This is a genomic window from Limimaricola sp. G21655-S1 (assembly GCF_027213785.1).
GTDB lineage: Bacteria > Pseudomonadota > Alphaproteobacteria > Rhodobacterales > Rhodobacteraceae > Limimaricola.
The window spans coordinates 425,141-443,001 of record NZ_JAPWGO010000001.1; the positions used below are offsets into that span (position 1 = coordinate 425,141).

At 69.4% G+C, this 17,861-nt stretch carries 19 protein-coding genes; 9 read left to right on the plus strand and 10 right to left on the minus strand.

The genetic code is table 11. The features are described 5' to 3' along the window. Window positions 1-18: 18 nt before the first annotated feature. Window positions 19-855 carry an EamA family transporter gene (locus tag O4G76_RS02135; protein WP_269395762.1) on the plus strand — a complete coding sequence of 279 codons (837 nt, stop codon included), beginning with the start codon at window positions 19-21 and terminating at the stop codon, window positions 853-855. Window positions 856-867: 12 nt separating this feature from the next. Here the strand turns inward: O4G76_RS02135 and O4G76_RS02140 are convergent, their stop codons facing one another. The 4 genes from O4G76_RS02140 to fsa form a co-directional block, all read right to left on the minus strand. Next, window positions 868-1,563 carry a phosphatidylcholine/phosphatidylserine synthase gene (locus O4G76_RS02140; protein WP_269395763.1) on the minus strand — a complete coding sequence of 232 codons (696 nt, stop codon included), beginning with the start codon at window positions 1,561-1,563 and terminating at the stop codon, window positions 868-870. Between the two features lie 42 nt (window positions 1,564-1,605). Continuing rightward, on the minus strand, window positions 1,606-2,520 hold the full coding sequence (locus tag O4G76_RS02145; RefSeq protein WP_269395764.1) for a tyrosine recombinase XerC: 915 nt from the start codon (window positions 2,518-2,520) through the stop codon (window positions 1,606-1,608). Then, window positions 2,517-3,224, minus strand: a complete 708-nt coding sequence (locus tag O4G76_RS02150; protein WP_269395765.1) for a DUF484 family protein — start codon at window positions 3,222-3,224, stop codon at window positions 2,517-2,519. The genes O4G76_RS02145 and O4G76_RS02150 overlap by 4 nt, the downstream gene beginning before the upstream one ends. A gap of 121 nt (window positions 3,225-3,345) precedes the next feature. Beyond that, a complete protein-coding gene (gene fsa / locus O4G76_RS02155; RefSeq protein ID WP_269395766.1) occupies window positions 3,346-3,999 on the minus strand; it encodes a fructose-6-phosphate aldolase in 654 nt (217 codons plus the stop codon). 235 nt (window positions 4,000-4,234) lie between these two features. On the opposite strand from fsa, the gene O4G76_RS02160 reads away from it, so the two are divergent. From O4G76_RS02160 to msrA, 5 genes are all read left to right on the plus strand, one after another. Then, window positions 4,235-6,427: a primosomal protein N' gene (locus O4G76_RS02160; RefSeq protein WP_269395767.1), complete on the plus strand. Its 2,193-nt coding sequence runs from the start codon at window positions 4,235-4,237 to the stop codon at window positions 6,425-6,427. Window positions 6,428-6,493: 66 nt separating this feature from the next. Then, window positions 6,494-7,078, plus strand: a complete 585-nt coding sequence (locus tag O4G76_RS02165; protein WP_269395768.1) for a YdeI family protein — start codon at window positions 6,494-6,496, stop codon at window positions 7,076-7,078. A gap of 120 nt (window positions 7,079-7,198) precedes the next feature. Continuing rightward, the gene (locus O4G76_RS02170) at window positions 7,199-7,624 is read left to right on the plus strand and encodes a cupin domain-containing protein (RefSeq protein ID WP_269395769.1); all 426 of its coding nucleotides are present in this window, start codon (window positions 7,199-7,201) and stop codon (window positions 7,622-7,624) included. A 44-nt stretch (window positions 7,625-7,668) separates the two neighbouring features. Then, window positions 7,669-8,907 carry an MFS transporter gene (locus O4G76_RS02175; protein WP_269395770.1) on the plus strand — a complete coding sequence of 413 codons (1,239 nt, stop codon included), beginning with the start codon at window positions 7,669-7,671 and terminating at the stop codon, window positions 8,905-8,907. Window positions 8,908-8,963: 56 nt separating this feature from the next. Next, window positions 8,964-9,614, plus strand: coding sequence for a peptide-methionine (S)-S-oxide reductase MsrA (gene msrA, locus O4G76_RS02180; RefSeq protein WP_269395771.1), 651 nt, complete (start codon window positions 8,964-8,966; stop codon window positions 9,612-9,614). A gap of 27 nt (window positions 9,615-9,641) precedes the next feature. On the opposite strand, the gene O4G76_RS02185 is transcribed toward msrA, so the two are convergent. Beyond that, the gene (locus O4G76_RS02185) at window positions 9,642-11,150 is read right to left on the minus strand and encodes a PAS domain S-box protein (protein WP_269395772.1); all 1,509 of its coding nucleotides are present in this window, start codon (window positions 11,148-11,150) and stop codon (window positions 9,642-9,644) included. 200 nt (window positions 11,151-11,350) lie between these two features. On the opposite strand from O4G76_RS02185, the gene O4G76_RS02190 reads away from it, so the two are divergent. Together O4G76_RS02190 and O4G76_RS02195 are read left to right on the plus strand one after the other, a co-directional pair. Continuing rightward, complete coding sequence (locus tag O4G76_RS02190) at window positions 11,351-12,223, plus strand: 50S ribosomal protein L11 methyltransferase (RefSeq protein ID WP_269395773.1); 873 nt, start codon at window positions 11,351-11,353, stop codon at window positions 12,221-12,223. Window positions 12,224-12,355: 132 nt separating this feature from the next. After that, window positions 12,356-12,706, plus strand: a complete 351-nt coding sequence (locus tag O4G76_RS02195; protein ID WP_269395774.1) for a hypothetical protein — start codon at window positions 12,356-12,358, stop codon at window positions 12,704-12,706. 19 nt (window positions 12,707-12,725) lie between these two features. Here the strand turns inward: O4G76_RS02195 and O4G76_RS02200 are convergent, their stop codons facing one another. After that, window positions 12,726-13,745, minus strand: a complete 1,020-nt coding sequence (locus O4G76_RS02200; RefSeq protein ID WP_085896108.1) for a ribose-phosphate pyrophosphokinase — start codon at window positions 13,743-13,745, stop codon at window positions 12,726-12,728. 126 nt (window positions 13,746-13,871) lie between these two features. Here O4G76_RS02200 and O4G76_RS02205 point away from each other — a divergent pair, with 126 nt between their 5' ends. Then, the gene (locus tag O4G76_RS02205; protein ID WP_269395775.1) at window positions 13,872-14,471 is read left to right on the plus strand and encodes a 2-hydroxychromene-2-carboxylate isomerase; all 600 of its coding nucleotides are present in this window, start codon (window positions 13,872-13,874) and stop codon (window positions 14,469-14,471) included. A 30-nt stretch (window positions 14,472-14,501) separates the two neighbouring features. Here O4G76_RS02205 and O4G76_RS02210 read toward each other — a convergent pair whose 3' ends face one another. Genes O4G76_RS02210 through O4G76_RS02225 form a run of 4 tightly spaced genes read right to left on the minus strand, consistent with a single transcriptional unit; the run spans window position 14,502 to window position 17,858 of the window. Further along, window positions 14,502-15,548 (minus strand): low specificity L-threonine aldolase, encoded by a 1,047-nt coding sequence (locus tag O4G76_RS02210; RefSeq protein ID WP_269395776.1) that lies wholly within the window; start codon window positions 15,546-15,548, stop codon window positions 14,502-14,504. Beyond that, window positions 15,548-15,988, minus strand: a complete 441-nt coding sequence (locus O4G76_RS02215; protein WP_085896103.1) for a YcgN family cysteine cluster protein — start codon at window positions 15,986-15,988, stop codon at window positions 15,548-15,550. The genes O4G76_RS02210 and O4G76_RS02215 overlap by 1 nt, the downstream gene beginning before the upstream one ends. Then, window positions 15,981-16,919, minus strand: a complete 939-nt coding sequence (locus O4G76_RS02220; protein ID WP_269395777.1) for a bifunctional riboflavin kinase/FAD synthetase — start codon at window positions 16,917-16,919, stop codon at window positions 15,981-15,983. Before O4G76_RS02220 ends, O4G76_RS02215 begins: the two co-directional genes overlap by 8 nt. A 60-nt stretch (window positions 16,920-16,979) precedes the next feature. Continuing rightward, complete coding sequence (locus tag O4G76_RS02225; RefSeq protein ID WP_269395778.1) at window positions 16,980-17,858, minus strand: TIGR01459 family HAD-type hydrolase; 879 nt, start codon at window positions 17,856-17,858, stop codon at window positions 16,980-16,982. Window positions 17,859-17,861: the final 3 nt, after the last annotated feature.

A 17,861-nucleotide genomic window follows, 5' to 3' on the forward strand; every position in this document is an offset into this window, starting at 1 on the left:
TCGCGGTTTCGGCCCGCGATGAGCCTGCCGATCTTCCTCGCCGTGATGCTCGCGGCCTTCCTGCATGCGGGCTGGAACGCGATGATCAAGCTCGGGGCCTCGAAGGTGGCGGGCATGGTGATCCTGGCGCTGGTGCAGGGGCTGATGGGGCTGGCCGTGGCGCTGGCCCGGCCCTGGCCTGCCGCCGAGGTCTGGCCCTGGATCGCCGCCTCCGCCGTCTGTCATGCCACCTACAACACGTTTCTCGCCTTCGCCTACGAGCACGGCGACCTGAGCCGGGTCTACCCGATCGCGCGGGGTGCCGCGCCGATGGCGGTGCTGGTGGCGAGCGCGCTGTTCCTGTCCGACGCGATCGAGCCAATGTCGGTGGCGGGCGTGCTGGTGCTGGGCCTTGGCATCCTCGGCATGGCGCGCGGCGCGCTGGGCTCGGGCGAGAGCCGGCGACTCATCCCCTACGCGCTGGGCGCGGCGGCAGGTACGGCAGGCTACACGCTGGTCGACGGGCTGGGGGCGCGGGTCTCGGGCGACCCGGTGGCCTATGTCGGCTGGCTCTTCGTGGCGCAGGCGCTGCTGTTCCCGCCCCTGGCCTTCGCGATGCGCGGCCGTGGACTCCTGCGCGTATCGGCGCGGGTCTGGGGGCAGGGGACATTGGCGGCGCTGGCCTCTTACGGGGCCTATGCGATCGCGGTCTGGGCGATGACGCTGGCGCCGATCGCGCTGGTGAGCGCGCTGCGCGAAACCTCGATCCTCTTCGCGGTGCTGATCGGCTGGGCCGCCTTCGGCGACCGCATGGACCGGGGCAAGGCGATCTCGGCGGGGCTGATCGTCACCGGGGTGGTGCTGACCCGGCTCTAGGCGGGCCGGTGCTCAGCCGTCCCTGCCATGCACCAGCTGCTGCGCAGCGCCGGCGCCGAGCAGGTAGACCGAGGTCACGACAAGGCCCCAATGCGCCCAGCTGGCGGGGTCGAAATCGACCCAGGCGGCCCAGCCCGCGAAGAAGGTCCAGGCCAGCGCCATCGGCAGCGACACCGCGCGCCAGCGCTTGGTGCGCACCGGGTGGATGAACTTCACCGGTAGGAACATCGTCACCGCGAGCACCACCACCAGCGCCAAGATGATCCAGAAATTCGGCGAGAGGGCGAAGAGCACGAGGATCAGCATGTTCCAGCAGCCGGGGAAGCCCTGGAACGAGTTGTCCTTGGTCTTCATGCGGCTGTCGGCGAAGTAGAGCGCCGAGGCGAAAGTGATGACGATGATCGCCAGCCAGCCGGTCCAGCCCGGCAGCAGATCGGATTCGAACAGCGCGAAGGCCGGAACGAAGACATAGGTGAGATAGTCGATGATCAGGTCGAGCAGCACGCCGTCGAAGATCGGTGCGTTGCGCTTCACGTCGTATTTGCGCGCCAGCGGCCCGTCGACCCCGTCCACCGCGAAGGCCACCACGAGCCACAGGAACATCATGCTCCAATCGTCCTGCACCGCCTCCAGCATGGCGAGCATGGCGAAGACCGCGCCTGTGGCGGTGAAGAGATGGACCCCGAGGGCCTTGCGTGCGTCAGTCATGCCGTCCCTCTTGGCCGAAAGCGGCGGCGGGCGCAACGCGGCTCAGGCGCGAGGATGGGCGCGATCATAGATCTCCATCAGCCGGGCCGCGTCGACCGCCGTGTAGGTCTGAGTCGTCGAAAGCGAGGCGTGGCCCAGAAGTTCCTGAATCGCGCGCAGATCGCCGCCCGCGCTCAGCAGATGCGTGGCGAAGCTGTGGCGCATCGCATGCGGCGTCGCGGTGGAGGGCAGGCCGAGCTGGGCGCGTGCCATCTCCATCGCCTTCTGGATCGGACGCGGGCCCAACGCGCCGCCGCGCACGCCTCGAAACAGCGGCAGGGCGGCGTCCATCGGGTGCGGGCAGAGTTTCACGTAATCCGAGACGGCCTTTCGCGCGACCGGCAGCACCGGCACCAGCCGCTCCTTGCCGCCCTTGCCGGTGATGCGCAGCGTCTCGGGCAGCGGCACCTGCGCACCGGTGAGCGACAGCGCCTCGGAAATGCGCAGGCCGCATCCCCACAGCAGCGTCACCACCGCCGTGTCGCGCGCCGCGACCCATGGCTCGCGCGATTGCAGCTCCACCGCCTCGAGCACGCGGGCCGCCGCGTCCTCGTCGAGCGGGCGCGGCAGCCGCGCCTTCATGCGCGGCGCCCGGGTCGAGAGCACGGCCGTGGGCTCGAACCCCTCGCGCGCGGAGAGCCAGCGATAGAAGCTCTTCACCGCCGAGAGCGCGCGGGCGAGGCTGCGCGCCGAAAGACCGCGCGCGCGTTCATGCGCCATCCAGGCGCGCATGTCCGACACCGTGACCCGGGCGATGGGCCCGAGGCCCTGCGCCTCGGCATGGTGGGTCTGCATGAAGGCGAGAAAGCCCAGCACGTCGCCCTGATAGGCGGTGAGCGTGTTCTGCGCGGCGGCGTTCAGGGCCCGCTCATGGTCGAGCCACCGGCCCATCGCATCGGTGAGGACGGGCGAGATCATGACAGCCAGCGCCGCATCTGCCGCTCGAACACGCCGGCGAAGAAGCCCATCAGATCCGTCGCCTGCGCCGGAGCGAAACGGCTCGCGTCGGTGGCGCCCAGAAGCAGCATGCCAGGCAGGCGACCGGGGCCGAAATCGAGCTTGAGGCAGGCCTCGGAGAGAATCTCGGGCGCGCGGGCGCCGTAGGGCCCGGCCTCGATCGGCTCGACCGGCCGCAGCGATACCTGCCGCAGCGGCACGTTGCGGCCTTGGGTGACGTAATCGGCGACGAAGCCCGGCTCGGCCACCGACAGCACGTCCGAGAGCCGCGCGATGGCCGGGTCGTCCTCGGGACTCGCGGTCTCCAGAACGAGGCGCACCACGTCGACCCGCAGCATGTCGGCCACCTCGCCCGAGAGATCCTGGAGGAAAGTCTCGAAGCGGGTCGCGTCCATCATCCGCAGCACGGCGCGGTGGATCTGGTTGGTGCCGGCGAGATTTTCGTAGGCCGCGGCGATCACCGAGCGGTGCGTGTCCTCGAGCCGGTCGAGCCGTGCCTGCAGGCGCTGCATGGCGAGGCCGCGCAGATCGACCACGTTCGATCCCTTGGCCTCGGCGTCGGCGGCGACGAGGGCGCGCATGATCTCGGGATCGTCGAGCAGGCGGGCCGGATCGGCGAGGATGCGCTCGCGCAGCCCGTCATCGGGGGGTGTGTCGTCTGTCATTTGGGCGCATCCGGGCTGTCGCAACGGCCCGAACATAACAGTGGCTGCGGGGCGATGCGCCCCGGTGTGGCAAGAATGCGGCGGGGCGCGGCCCGGAAGGCACAACGCCCCGCCAAGGCGATCACACGATCTTCTGGCCGGTAGAGGCCCAGTCCTTGAGGAAGGCGTCGAGGCCCTTGTCGGTCAGCACGTGGTTGGCCATGGCCTTGATCACGGCGGCCGGCGCGGTGGCGACGTCGGCGCCGATCTTGGCGGCCTCGGACATGTGGTTGGCGTTGCGGATCGAGGCGGCGAGGATCTGCGTCTCGAAGCCGTAATTGTCGTAGATCTGCCGGATGTCGGCGATCAGCTCCATGCCGTCGAGGTTGAGATCGTCGAGCCGGCCGATGAAGGGCGAGATGAAGGTTGCGCCGGCCTTGGCCGCCAGTAGCGCCTGGTTGGCCGAGAAGCACAGCGTGACATTGACCATCCGGCCTTCGTCGGTGAGCGTCTTGCAGGCCTTGAGGCCGTCCCAGGTCAGCGGCACCTTGATCGCGATGTTGTCGGCGATCTTGGCCAGCTCGCGGCCCTCGGCGATCATGCCCTCGGCGTCGAGCGCCACGGTCTCGGCCGAGACCGGGCCGTCGACGATCGAGCAGATCTCCTTGGTCACTTCCTTGATGTCGCGGCCCGACTTCATGATCAGCGACGGGTTGGTGGTGACGCCGTCGATCATGCCCAGCTCGTTGAGTTCGCGGATCTGGTCGATCTCGGCGGTATCGACGAAGAACTTCATGGGGTCTCTCCCTGTCAGATGGTGCGCGCCCACGCGCGCTCCCTTGGTGTCGCACGCCCCCGCGCGGGGCGGCTTCGGCCCCGGTCTAGCAAGTGACGCAGCGGTGGAACAGCGCCTTTCCCATATGGGAAGCACGCGCCGCGCGCGAAACCCCGCGACATGCCGCTCCCTTGAAGCGGCCGGGCGCGCGGCGCATGTTGACGGCTCCTTCCCGCCCGAGGATTCCGACCGGCCCATGACATCCCCCCGTTTCGAGGAAGGCGCGCTGATCGGTGTGCTGACGACGCAGCCGCTAGACCGGGTGCTCGATTACCGCGCGCCCCGCGGCGGCTGCGCGGCGGGCGACCATGTCGAGGTGCCGTTCGGGCCGCGCAAGGTCACCGGCGTGGTCTGGGGGCAGGGCGCGGGGGATTACGATCCCGCCAAGGTCAAATCCGCGATCCGGGTGCTCGACCTGCCGCCGATGCGCGCGCCGATGCGCGAGTTCCTGGGCCGGGTCGCGGATTACACGCTCACCCCGATGCCGGCGATGCTGCGGCTCGCCACCCGCGCGCCGGGCCTCACCGACCCGCCGGGGATGCGCAAGATCTACCGTCGCGGTCATGGCCAGCCCGCGCGGATGACGCCGGCGCGTGCCCGGGTGCTCGATCTGCTCGAAGAGTATGACGGGCTTGGCTTCATGCTGGGCGAGCTGGCTGATCTTGCGGGCGTCGGCTCTTCGGTGGTCAAGGGGCTGGTGGCCTCGGGTGCCGTGGCCGAGGAGGAGGCGCCGCGCGACGTGCCCTATCCGCCGCTCGATCCGGACATGGCGGGCAAGGCGCTCACGACCGATCAGGAGCTGGCGGCGGCACGGCTGTGCGAGGGGATCGCGGCCGGGCGCTACGGCACGACGCTGCTCAAGGGGGTGACCGGTTCGGGCAAGACCGAGGTCTATCTCGAGGCGGTCGCCGCCTGCCTCAAGGCCGGGCGGCAGGCGCTGGTGCTGTTGCCGGAAATCGCGCTGACGGCCGAGTTCCTGACCCGGGTCGAGGCGCGGTTCGGCGCGAAGCCCGCCGAGTGGCATTCCGGCGTCACCACGACCGAGCGGCGGCGCTGCTGGAAGATGGTGGCCGAGAACGGCGCGCAGCTGGTGGTCGGGGCGCGCTCGGCGCTGTTCCTGCCGTTCCACGATCTCGGCCTCATCGTCGTCGACGAGGAGCATGACACCTCCTACAAGCAGGAGGACGGGGTTCTCTACAACGCGCGCGACATGGCGGTGCTGCGCGCCTCTCTGGAAAAGGCGCAGGTGGTGCTGGCCTCGGCCACGCCCTCGCTCGAGAGCTGGGTCAACGTGCAGCAGGGCAAGTATGCCCGGCTTGATCTCGAAAGCCGCTATGGCCCCGCCGTGATGCCCGAGATGCGCGCCATCGACATGCGCACCGAAGAGGTGCCCTCGGGCTCTTGGATCTCCCCCGCTCTCAAGGGCGCGGTGATGCAGCGGCTGGAGCGCGGCGAGCAGTCATTGCTGTTCCTCAACCGCCGTGGCTACGCGCCGCTGACGCTGTGCCGCGCCTGCGGCCACCAGATCGGCTGCAAGCATTGCGACGCGCGGATGGTCGAGCACCGGTTTCTCAAGCGGCTGATGTGCCACCAATGCGGCGAGACCGCGCCGATGCCCGAGACCTGCCCGAACTGCGAGGTGGCGGGCAAGCTCGCCGCCGTGGGGCCGGGGGTGGAGCGGATCACCGAGGAAGCGCAGGCGCTGTTTCCCAACGCGCGGGTGACGGTGCTGTCGTCGGATTTGTTCGGCTCGGCCCGGGCGCTCAAGGCGCGGATTCTCGAGATCGCCGAGGGCGCGGCGGACATCGTCGTGGGCACCCAGCTGGTCGCCAAGGGTCACAATTTTCCCAAGCTGACGCTGGTCGGCGTGATCGACAGCGATCTCGGACTGCAGGGCTCGGATCTGCGCGCCGCCGAGCGGACCTTCCAGCTGATGCGGCAGGTCGCGGGCCGGGCCGGGCGCGCCGAGGCGCGGGGCACCGCGCTCTTGCAGAGCTTCCAGCCCGAGCACCCGGTGATCCGCGCGATTCTCTCGGGCGACGAGGAGGGGTTCTGGGCCGCCGAGGCCGCCGCGCGGCGGGCGGCGGGCGTGCCGCCCTATGGCCGCATGGCGGGCATCGTGATTTCGTCGCCCGACATGCAGCAGGCCTTCGATCTCGGCAACCGGCTGGCGCGGCTCGACGCGCCGCTGCGCCGGATCGGCGCGCAGCTCTTCGGGCCTGCGCCTGCGCCGATCGCCCGGGTGCGGGGACGCCACCGGGTCCGGCTTCTGGTCAAGGCCGAGAAGACCGCGCCGTTGCAGTCGGCGCTGGCGGAATGGGCGGCGCAGGTGCGGGTCCCCGCCAATGCGCGGCTCGCCATCGACATCGATCCGCAGAGCTTTCTCTAGGCTCTTGCCCCGCGCGGTGCGGCCCGCGAAGCTGCGGGCGGGAGGACCGGCAGGGAGGTTTGGGCCATGAGCGATCCGCGCATCGAGGAGTTCTTTGCCCGCGAGGGGCGCTGGCGGGCCGAGCTGTCGGCGCTGCGCGGGCTGCTCCTCGAAGCCGAGGGCATCGAGGAGGTCTGGAAATGGCGCCAGCCCTGCTACTGCTGCGCGGGCGGCAACACGGCCATGGTCGCCGGGCTGGCCGACCGCTGCGTGCTGTCCTTCTTCAAGGGCGTGCTGGTCGAGGACCCGGAGGGGCTGCTGGTGCCGCCGGGACCCAATTCGCGCTCGGCGCGCTATGTGGTGTTCCGCGGGCTCGACGAGATCCGCGCGCATGAGCCGGCGCTGCGCGCGCTGATCGCCCGCGCGGTCGAGATCGACCGGGCCGGGCGGCGGGTGGCCTTCGCGCAGGACGATGTCGAGCTATGCGCCGAGTTCGAGGAGGCGCTCGCCGCCGATCCGGACCTCTCGGCCGCATTCGAGGCGCTGACGCCGGGGCGGCAGCGTGGCTACGCGATCCATGTCGCGGGCGCGAAGAAACCCGAGACCCGCTTTGCCCGGATCGCCAAGCACGCGCCGCGCATCCTCGCGGGCAGGGGGATGCACGACCGCTAGGCTGCTTTTGGCCCAGCCGTTCCGGATCGATCGGAAGCGACGCCGCCATGTCGCGCATGGACCGGCGCACCGATCCCGATTCGGCGCAGCCTCGCCACAGGAGCCGGTGGGAGATGCGCCATGGAACTGCCCGGGATCGCGGAATGGGAGGGCGCGCCGGTGGCGCGCGGCTTTTCGGTCGAGGCGTCGAGCGTGGCGCTCGAGGGCGGCACCGACCCGGCCTTCGGCACGGTGCGCTGGCGCACGCTGGTCTCGGCCGACCGCACGCCGTCCTCCGGCATGACGCTGGGCCTCGCCGAGTTCGGCCCCCTGGGCACGCTTGAGCCGCACCGCCATGGCCCGGCGGAGTTCTATCTCGGGCTCGAAGGGGCGGGCATCGTGACCATCGACGATGCGGCGCATCCGATCGGGCCGGGAATCGCCGTCTTCATCCCGCCCGAGGCCGAGCATGGCGTGGTGGCGGGCCCGGAGGGGCTGCGCTTCGCCTACGGGTTTCCGACCGCGCGATTTTCCGAGGTCGATTACAGATTCTCGCCCCGCGGTTGACGGAACGTCTCGCCAAGCGGGGCGGCAGCCCCTAATGCTTGCGCATGACACGCATTCCGATGCCGCTTGCCGAGGCCCGGACCCTGCCGCCGTGGCGCAGGCCGGTGACGCTCCTGTTCCTGATGGCGATGGCCATGCCGGTGGCCTTCGCCACATGGTCGGCACTGCTCAACAACTTCGTCATCGAGGCGGCGGGCTTCGACGGCTCCGACATCGGCTGGCTGCACACGGTGCGCGAGGTTCCGGGCTTTTTCGCCATCGGGGTCATCGCGATCCTGCTCTTCATGCGCGAGCAGAGCCTGGCGCTGGTTTCGCTGGGGCTCCTCGGGGTGGCCACCGCGCTCACCGCCCAGTTCCCCTCGATGGGCGGCATCCTGACGATCACCATGCTGTCCTCGATCGGCTTTCACTACTTCGAGACGGTGAACCAGTCGCTGCAGCTGCAATGGCTGCCCAAGGAGCGGGCGCCGCAGATGCTGGGCTGGATCGTTTCCGCCGGGGCCGGGGCGACGCTGGTGGCCTATCTGGCGATCGTGCTGACATGGGAAAGCCTCGGGCTGTCCTATGACTTTGTCTACATGGTCTCGGGTGGCTTCACCGCCGCCGTGGCTCTGTATTGCTGGATCGCCTTCCCGGCGTTCCGCGAGCCGCATCCGCAAAGCAAGAGCTTCGTACTGCGCCGCCGCTACTGGCTCTACTACGCGCTGCAGTTCATGTCGGGCGCGCGGCGGCAGATCTTCGTCGTCTTCGCGGGCTTCATGATGGTCGAGAAGTTCGGCTACGACGTGCACGAGGTGACGGCGCTGTTCCTGATCACGCTCCTGACCAACATCTTCGGCGCGCCGCTGATCGGCCGCGCCGTCGCGCGTTGGGGCGAAAAGCGCGGGCTGATGGTCGAATATGCCGGTCTGACGTTCGTGTTCCTCGCCTATGGCGGGCTCTACTGGTTCAGCTGGGGCGTCGCGGTCGCCGCCGCGCTCTACGTGATCGACAACGTGTTCTTCGCGTTGGCGCTCGCCCTCAAAACCTATTTCCAGAAGATCGCCGATCCGGGCGACATCGCCCCCACCGCCGCCGTGGCCTTCACCATCAACCACATCGCCGCCGTGTTCCTGCCCGCGAGCCTGGGCTACCTGTGGCTGGTCGCGCCCGACGCGGTCTTCGTGCTGGCCGCCGCGATGGCCGGGCTGTCCTTCGCGCTGGCGCTGATGATCCCGCGCCATCCCGCGCCCGGCCACGAGACCGTGTTCGCGGGGCGCGCGCTTCCCCTGGCGGCCGAGTAGAACTCGGGGCGAAGCATGCCTATATGCCGGGCAAGCCACCAGACGAGGAGAACGCGATGTTCGGCCTGAGTTCGACCAAGACCGAGATGGTCACCCCCAAGAACGCGCTGCCGGGCCGTCCGCAGCCGATCCCCACCGCCACCACCCATTCCGTGCTGGGCACGCCGCTCGACCCCGAGGCCCCCGAGGGGATGGAGGTCGCGATGTTCGGCATGGGCTGTTTCTGGGGCGTCGAGCGGATCTTCTGGAAACTGCCGGGCGTGCATTCGACCATGGTGGGCTATGCGGGTGGCTACACGCCGAACCCCACCTACGAGGAGGTCTGCACCGGACGCACCGGCCACAACGAGGTGGTGCGGGTGATCTACGACCCCGCCCAGACCAGCTACGAGGACCTGCTGCGCGTGTTCTGGGAGAACCACGACCCGACCCAGGGAATGCGGCAGGGCAACGACCGGGGCACCCAGTACCGCTCGGGCATCTACGCCTTCGACGAGCAGCAGAAGCGCGCCGCCGAGGCCTCGCGCGAGGCGTTCTCGCCGCGGCTGACCGGGGCGGGCTACGGCGCGATCACCACCGAGATCGTCGATGCCCCGGCCTTCTACATGGCCGAGGACTACCACCAGCAATATCTCGACAAGAACCCGAACGGCTATTGCGGGATCGGCGGCACCGGCGTGACCTGCCCGATCGGCGTCGGGGTCTGAACCGCCGGGCGGGGGCGCGCCCCCGCCTCAGCCCGCCTGCCGCTCAATCCGCGCGCGCGGCAGGCGCAGCACGATCCGGCAGCCCTCGGCGCCGACCTCTCGCGAGAACCCCCCGCCCAGCCGTCCCTCGACCATCAGCCTGATCAGCTGGCTGCCGAACCCGGAGCGGTCGCTCTCGGGAAGCGCGTCGAGCGACGCGGCCCGGCTCTCCCGCCAGTCGATCACCAGCTCCTCGGTCTCTGGGCACATCACGGTCCGGATCGCGAGCCGGCTGCCTTCGCCGAAGCCGCCGTATTTCAGCGCGTTGGTAGCCAGCTCGTGGAACACCAGCGACAGCGGCATCACGCTTTCGCTGTCCACGAACAGGTCCGGCACCTCGATGTCACGCGCGCCGTTCTCGGGCAGAAGACCGATTGAATCCCGGATCAGCGCCGCCAGATCCGCACCGGTTTCGGCCTCCTCGATCGCCATGCGATTGGCCTGTCCCACGGCGGTGACGCGGCCGAGAAACGCCTCGCTCAGCTCCTCGATGCTGGCGGCCTGGCGGGCGCAGCTGCGATAGATCGCCGAGAGGACGGTCAGGCTGTTGCCGACCCGGTGGATCAGCTCGCGGCGCAGCGTCTCGCGGCGCTCGGCGCCTTCCTTGCGGCGGATCGCGAGGCCGAGATGGCTGCCCACCGTCTGCAGCATTCGCAGGAAGGCCGGATCGAGCCGGGATTGCGCGGTGCCGTAGAATTCGAGCACGGCGTGCATTTCGCCGCTATGCAGGATCGGCAGGGCGATGCCGCGCGTGAGGCCGACCTGCTCGAACACGTCGCGGCGCAGGAAATTCGCATCATCCGGCAAATGCGACTCCACCACCAGCCGGCCCTCGGCCCAGGCGCGGCCGGGCAACCCGATGCCGGGTGTGAAGCGCTGGGCTTCGGTGGCCTCGCAGATCGGGGCGTAGCACGTGTCACGCAGATGCCAGATGCCCGAGGGTGCGAGGTGGCGGGCCGCGCCCGCCCCACGCGCGACGAAGAGATGTCCGGCCTCGAGCCCGGCGATCTCGCAGACCTCCTGCAGGCAGTACCGGGTGAACTCCTCGAAGGAGATCTCTTCCAGCAGTTTCTGGGCGACCCGCAGCAGGATCTCGGCCTCCTGGGCGCGGGCCTCCTGCTCGTGGCGGTGCGCCTCTTCGGCGGCGAGACTGCGGATGAAGGCATAGAACACCGGCGGCGCATCCGCCTCCTCGACCGGAAGGATCGACAGCTCGACCGGGAACTCGGTCCCCTCGCGATCGAGCGCGGTGATCCGCACCCGCTGCTCCAGCACCGGCCCCTCGCCGGTGGCAAGGTAATGCGCGAGCCCCTTCGCATGGGCGGCGCGGTATTGCTGCGGGACGATGAGATCGTCCATCATCGCGCCCATGGCCTCGGCGCGGCTGCGGCCGAACATGGCCTCGGCCGACCCGTTCCAAGCGATGACGCGGCCCTCGTGATCCATCCCGACCACGGCGTCGAGCGCGCGGTCGAATAGCGCCTCAAGGTGCTGCATGGTTTTTGGGCTCCCCTGCTCCCTAGTCGCGATAGAGCCGGATTGCGGCGCTGTCGAGGAGACGTCGCGCGGGGCGGGGCCAACCTTAGGTCAGGGCCGGGGCGGGGTGGGCGTTCGGGGCGGGGCCCGGGCAGGGCGATTGACCAGGGCCATGGCTTGCGCCTATGCCGCGCCCGAGCCCCTTGCCCGGAGTACAGCCGATGCCCGTCTTCACCGCGATCACCCAGCTCGACGACCAGCGCCGCGGCGAGATACTCTCGGAGGCGCTCGAAGAGTTCGAGCCCACGCCCTACGGCACCGGCGTGTTCGAAATCGAGGATGGCTCGGGCCTGTTCGAGGTCACCGCCTATTTCGAGGAGGCCCCCGACGGGGTGGCGCTCGACCTGCTGGCGGCGAGCCACGGCGCGAAGCCGTTCCTGGTGTCGGAAGTGCCCGATCAGGACTGGGTCGCCAAGGTGCGCCGCGACCTCTCGCCGGTCGAGGCGGGCCGCTTCTTCGTCCATGGCAGCCACGACGCCGACCGCGTGCCCGAGGGCGCCATCCCGCTCTTGATCGAGGCGGCGATGGCTTTCGGCACCGGGCATCACGGCACCACGCTGGGCTGCCTCAAGGCGCTCGACGCGCTGGCTGCCGAGGGCGCAACGCCGGCGCGCGTCGCCGATATCGGCTGCGGCACCGCCGTGCTCGCCATGGCGGCGGCGCGGGTCTGGCCCGAGGCGCGGGTGATGGCTTCGGATATCGACGCGGTGGCGGTCGAGGTGGCCGAGGCCAACCTCGCGGCGAACGGCATGGCGGGGCAGGTGGAATGCTTGGAAGCGGCGGGGTTCGAGCACGAGGCGCTCGAGGCGGCGGCACCTTTCGATCTGGTCTTCGCCAACATCCTCAAGGGGCCGCTGGTGGCGCTTGCCCCCGAGATGGCGCAGAAGGTGGCCTCCGGCGGCCGGGTGATCCTGTCCGGGATCCTCAACGAGCAGGCCGATGCGGTCGAGGCGGTCTATGTCGAGAACGGCTTCGCCCGGGCCGGGCGCGCGAGCCACGGCGAATGGACCACGCTCGACATGAAGCACGGCTGAGCCGAACCATGTCGCCGCGATGGCGTCGCGCCGCATTCCCGCCGGAAATTGGCGTCGCTGCCATAATCTTGCCATGATCTGGCAATAGTCCTGACAAGGTGAGGTGGGGGCACCTCGCCAGGACTGCTTGCCATGTATCGTGTTTCGCCGAGCTTCGAAGCCCGTCTCAACCGGATCGAGTTTCGCAATCGCCGCCTGTCGAGAGGCGTCGAGCATTACGTGCTCGATGACGGTCTCATCGTCGCCATGCCGCGGCGTCGCCCCGGCACGGCCCTCGCCTTCCTGATCGTGTTGCTTCTGCCCTTGGTGACCGCTCTCGGCGCCAAGAGCTTCCTGCTTGCCCGCTTCGATGCCGTCGCGCTTGAGGAACTGCTGTCGCGCTTCGAAGCGATGGGCGAGACGGGCAAGGCGCTGCTCTGGCTGATGCAGCCGGAGCCGCTGACCGCAGCGCTGTCACAGCTGTTGACGGGACTCCTCGGCTGAGGGCCCCGCCCTGCGGCGCTCAGTCCGCCGCGTACATGCCTTCGTAGATCGGCGTCAGGGTCTCGTGCTCGAACAGCGACGAGACGCTGGTGCCGTTCCAGATGTTGAGGATCGCCTGGGCGAACATCGGCGCGGTCGGCACGATGCGGATGTTCGGGGCGCTGCGCACCGCCTCGGTCGGCTCGATCGAGTCGGTGATCACCAGCGACTTCATCACGGATTTCTCGATCCGACTCACCGCCGGGCCCGACAGCACGCCGTGGGTGATGTAGCTGTGCACCTCGGTGGCGCCGGCCTCCATCAGCGTCTCGGCCGCCTTGCACAGCGTGCCGGCGGTGTCGCAGATGTCGTCGACGATGATGCAGGCCTTGCCCGAGACGTCGCCGATCACGGTCATCTCGGCCACTTCGCCGGCCTTTTCGCGGCGCTTGTCGACGATCGCCAGCGGTGCGCCGATGCGCTTGGCCAGCTCGCGGGCGCGGGCGACGCCGCCGACATCGGGCGAAACCACCATGACCTCGTCGCGCCGGCCCTTGAAGTGATGCGCGACGTCGAGCGCGAAGATCGGCGCGGCGTAGAGGTTGTCGACGGGGATGTCGAAGAAGCCCTGGATCTGGGCCGCGTGCAGGTCCATGGTCAGCACCCGCTCGATCCCGGCCTCGGCGATCAGGTTGGCGACGAGCTTGGCCGAGATCGGCGTGCGCGCCTTGGCGCGGCGGTCCTGACGGGCATAGCCGAAATAGGGAATCACGGCGGTGATCCGCGCCGCCGAGGAGCGCCGCAGCGCGTCGGCCATGATCAGCAGTTCCATCAGGTTGTCGTTGGCCGGGTTCGAGGTCGGCTGGATGATGAACATGTCCTCGCCGCGGACGTTCTCGTAGACCTCGACGAAGATCTCCTGGTCGTTGAACCGCTCGATCCTTGCGTCGACGAGACCGACATTCATGCCCCGGTGCATCGACATGCGGCGTGCGACCGCCTGGGCGAGGGGTTTGTTGGCGTTACCGGCGATCAGCTTCGGCTCGTTCAGGGTGGGCATCAAGCGGCATCCTTGGCAGGCTTGGGCAGCCCCGCAGCGGGGCGGCGGACAGATTGACACCGCCTAGCACAGCCCTAGCATGGCGCAAACCTGCCCGATGGGCGGTAACGCCCGGGGAGGGGCTCGATGCCTAGGATCGACTACTTTTTCGCGACGCTGTCGCCTTACGTCTACATCGCGGGAACCCGGCTCGAGGAAATCGCCGCCAAGCACGGGGCCGAAATCTCCTACAAGCCGATGGACGTGATGGCGCTGTTTCCACGCTCGGGCGGCCAGCTGCCGAAGGACCGGCATCCGAGCCGGCTCGAATACCGCAAGCAGGAGATGCGGCGTCAGGCCAAGAAGGCGGGGCTGCCGCTGGTGATGCGGCCCGCCAACTGGCCGACCAACGCCGCGCCCTCGTCCTATGCGATCATCAACGCGCAGCGGGCCGGCGGCGGCGATATGGGGCGGCTGGTGCATGCGATCACGCGCTCCTGCTGGGCCGAGGAAAAGGACATCGCGCAGGAGGACGTGATCCGCGAGGCGCTCGAGGAGGCGGGCTTCGATCCGGATCTGGCCGAGAGCAACCTGATGCTCGCTGCGGATGAATACGCGCAGAACCTCGAAGAGGCGGTGCGGCGCGGCGTCTTCGGCTCGCCCTTCTACATCACCGACACCGACGAACGGTTCTGGGGCCAGGACCGGCTGTCGGATCTCGAACTGCACCTGTCGGGAAGGCTCTGACGGGGGCGGGGGGCTTCGACGGCCCCTCGTTCAGCCGAGCAGCGACAGGAATCGCGCGACGCGCTCCTCGCCCAGAGACCAGTCGCAGACCATGCGCGCGGTGAGTCGCTCGGCCGGGTCGCCCGCCATCGGATCGCCATCCATCACGTAGAAATCGGCGCCGGCCTCGATCAGCCGCCGCAGCGTGGCGCGGGGCAGGGCGACGAAGACGAGATTGGCCTCGGCCGGATGCAGGATCTCCGCCTCCGGATGGGCGCGCAGCCCCGCCACCAGCTTGTTGCAGGCGGCGTTGGCCCGGCGCGCCAGATCGTGCCAGAGGTCCCCCGCGAGATAGGCCTCCATCTGCGCCGAGAGAAACCGGTGCTTGGAGAACAAATGCCCGCCGCGCTTGCGGCGCAGCGCGAAATCCGCGGCGAGCGCCGGGTCGAAGAAAACCGCCGCCTCGACGCCGAGGCAGCCATTCTTGGTGCCGCCGAAGCTCAGCGCGTCGACCCCCGCCTTCCAGGTCATGTCCGCCGGAGAACAGTCCAGAGCCGCCACGGCGTTGGCGAATCGCGCGCCGTCCATGTGCAGCCGCTGGCCCCGCGCCCGGGCGAGATCGCCAATGGCGCGGATCTGGTCGAGCGCATAGACGCTGCCGGTCTCGGTCACCTGCGTGATCGAGATCGGGCCGGCCTGCGCGTTGTGGAACGAGCGCGCGCCCACCGGGCCGATCACCCGGTCGAGCTCTGCCACCGTGATGCGTCCGTCGGGGGCGGGCACGAGGCTGAGCTTGGCGCCGCCGGTATAGAATTCGGGGGCGTTGCCCTCGTCATGCTCGATATGCGCATGTTCGGAGCAGAAGACCGCGTCCCAGGGCCTGGCCATGCAGCCGAGGATCAGCGCGTTGGCCGCGGTGCCGGTCGCCACGAGGTGCACCTCGGCCTGCGGCGCTTCGAAGATCTCGCGGATGCGGGCGCGAACCCGGTCCATCGCGCTTTCCGAGCCATAGGCGCGCTGGTGGCCGTCATTGGCCTTGGCGATCGCCTCGAGAATCGCGGGATGGGCCGGTCCGGCATTGTCGGAGGCGAACTGCATCAGACGGGTTCCTCGATGATGTGGTCTTCCCAGTCGTCGTCATCGACCTGGGTTTCCGGCACGGTACGGCCCGCCATCGAAACCCCGGCGCGGTGAACCGCTTCTCGGTCGCCCGAGATCAGGTGGTGCCAGTCATGGAGCGGCCGGCCCTCGGCGCGCAGCCTGTAGGCGCAGGTGGCGGGTAGCCAATACATCGTCTCGGCGATCTTCTCGGGCGTCAGCACGATGCATTCGGGCACGTATTTGTGCCGCGTCGCGTATTTCGTGCACAGGCAGGTGGCACCGTCGAGCAGGCGGCAGGCGACGCGGGTCAGCGCCACCTCTCCGGTGTCCTCGTCCTCGATCTTGTTGAGGCAGCACTTGCCGCAGCCGTCGCAGAGCGCCTCCCATTCCTTGCGGTCCAGCTGTTCGAGCGGCAGTTCCCAGAACCTGTCACGCATCGGCCAATACCTTCCGGGCGCGGGCGCAGTCCGCGTCCATCTGGGCGATCAGCGCGTCGAGACCGTCGAACTTCTCCTCGCCGCGCAGATACTCGACCAGCGCCACCGAGATCTCGGCGCCGTAGAGATCGCCCTTGAAGTCGAACAGGAAGGTTTCGCAATTCGGGTGGTTCTCGCCGAACATCGGGCGCACGCCGATCGAGGCGGCGCCATCATAGCTGCCGGCATGCGGCCCGGTGAGCACGTCGACCTTGACCGCGTAGACGCCGAAGCGCGGCAGGTGCAGCCCGTCGATGGTCATGTTGGCGGTCGGAAAGCCCAGCTCGCGGCCGCGCTTCTCGCCATGGATCACCTCGCCCTCGAGCCGGTGCAGGTGCCCGAGCATGGCGGCGGCGTCGCGCGCTCGGCCCTCGGTCAGGGCGCGGCGGATCGCGGTCGAACTGACCTCGCCCGCATCGAGCGCCACCAGCGGCGAGACGGTGACGCCGAAGCCGTGTTCACGACCCAGTGCCTCCAGCATCGCGGCATCGCCGGCGCGCCCCTTGCCGAAGCGGAAATCGGCGCCGATCACGACATGGCGCAGACCGAGACCCTTCGCGATCACGTCGCGGGCGAAGGCGTCCGGCGTCAGCGCCGCGAGCGCGGCATCGAAACGCAGCTCGAACAGCCGCTCGACGCCGATCTTCTCCAGCCGATGCGCCCGTGCGGTCCGGTTCATCAGCCGGAAGGGCGGCGCCTCGGGGGCGAAATACTCACGCGGATGCGGCTCGAAGGTCATCACCCCCAAAGGCGCGCCGAGACGCGCGGCTTCGGTGCGGGCCAGGTCGATGACCGCCCGGTGGCCGAGATGCACGCCGTCGAAATTGCCGATCGCGGCAGCGGCGCCCCGGTCGGTGGCGGGGATGTCGGTGAAGTCGCTCAGGATGCGCATGGCGCCCTGCGTAGCGGCGGGGCGGGGCGCACGCAAGCGGGGCGCGCGCCGCCGCTCATCTCAGCGCAGGAAGCCCATCGCATAGGCCGGAGCCTGCCGCTCTTCGCGAAGATGCGCCTCGAGCCGGTCGGCATCGGGCTGGCCGCCCGGCGCGGTGCCGGTCTCCTCGGCCGAGAGGCCGCCGGTGATGAACAGCGCGTCGAGCCCGGCGCCCGCCGCACCGGACACATCGGTCTGCGGACCGTCTCCGATGCAGATGATGCGGTCGTCGGCGATATCGGGATCGATCTCGGCCAGCCGGCGCCGCGCCAGATCGTAGATCGGCGCGTGCGGCTTGCCGAAATAGAGGCTCTCGCCGCCCATCTCAGTATAGAGCCGCGCCAGCGCGCCCGCGCACCAGACCCGCTCGTCGCCGCGATCGACGATGATGTCGGGATTGGCGCAGAGCAGCTTCAGCCCGCGCGCGATCGCCTGCTCGAATTGAGGGCGGTAGACGTCGGGCTCGGCGTGCTCGTCCTCGGGGCCGCAGCAGACGATGCCTTCGGCCTTGTCGAGATCGGTGCGGGTGACCGGGACCGGGTCCTTGATGATCTTCAGCGGCTCGAAGAAGGCCTCGTCGCGTTCGTCGCCGATGAACCAGACCTTTTCGCCGACCACGCCCTCATACATAGCGGCGCGGGCCGAATCGCCGGAGCTGGCGATCGAATCCCAGCAGTCGCGCGGCACGCCGAGACCCTCGATCTGGCCCTCGACGGAGGCGCGCGGGCGCGGCGAGTTGGTGACCAGGATCACCTTGCCGCCGGCCGCGCGAAAGCCGCGCATCGCGGCGACCGCGGCCTCGTGAGCCCGCACGCCGTCATGCATGCAGCCCCACAGGTCGACGAAGGCGGCGTCGTAATCGCCCGAGATCGCGGCGAAGCTCTCGATGATCCTGGTCATGCG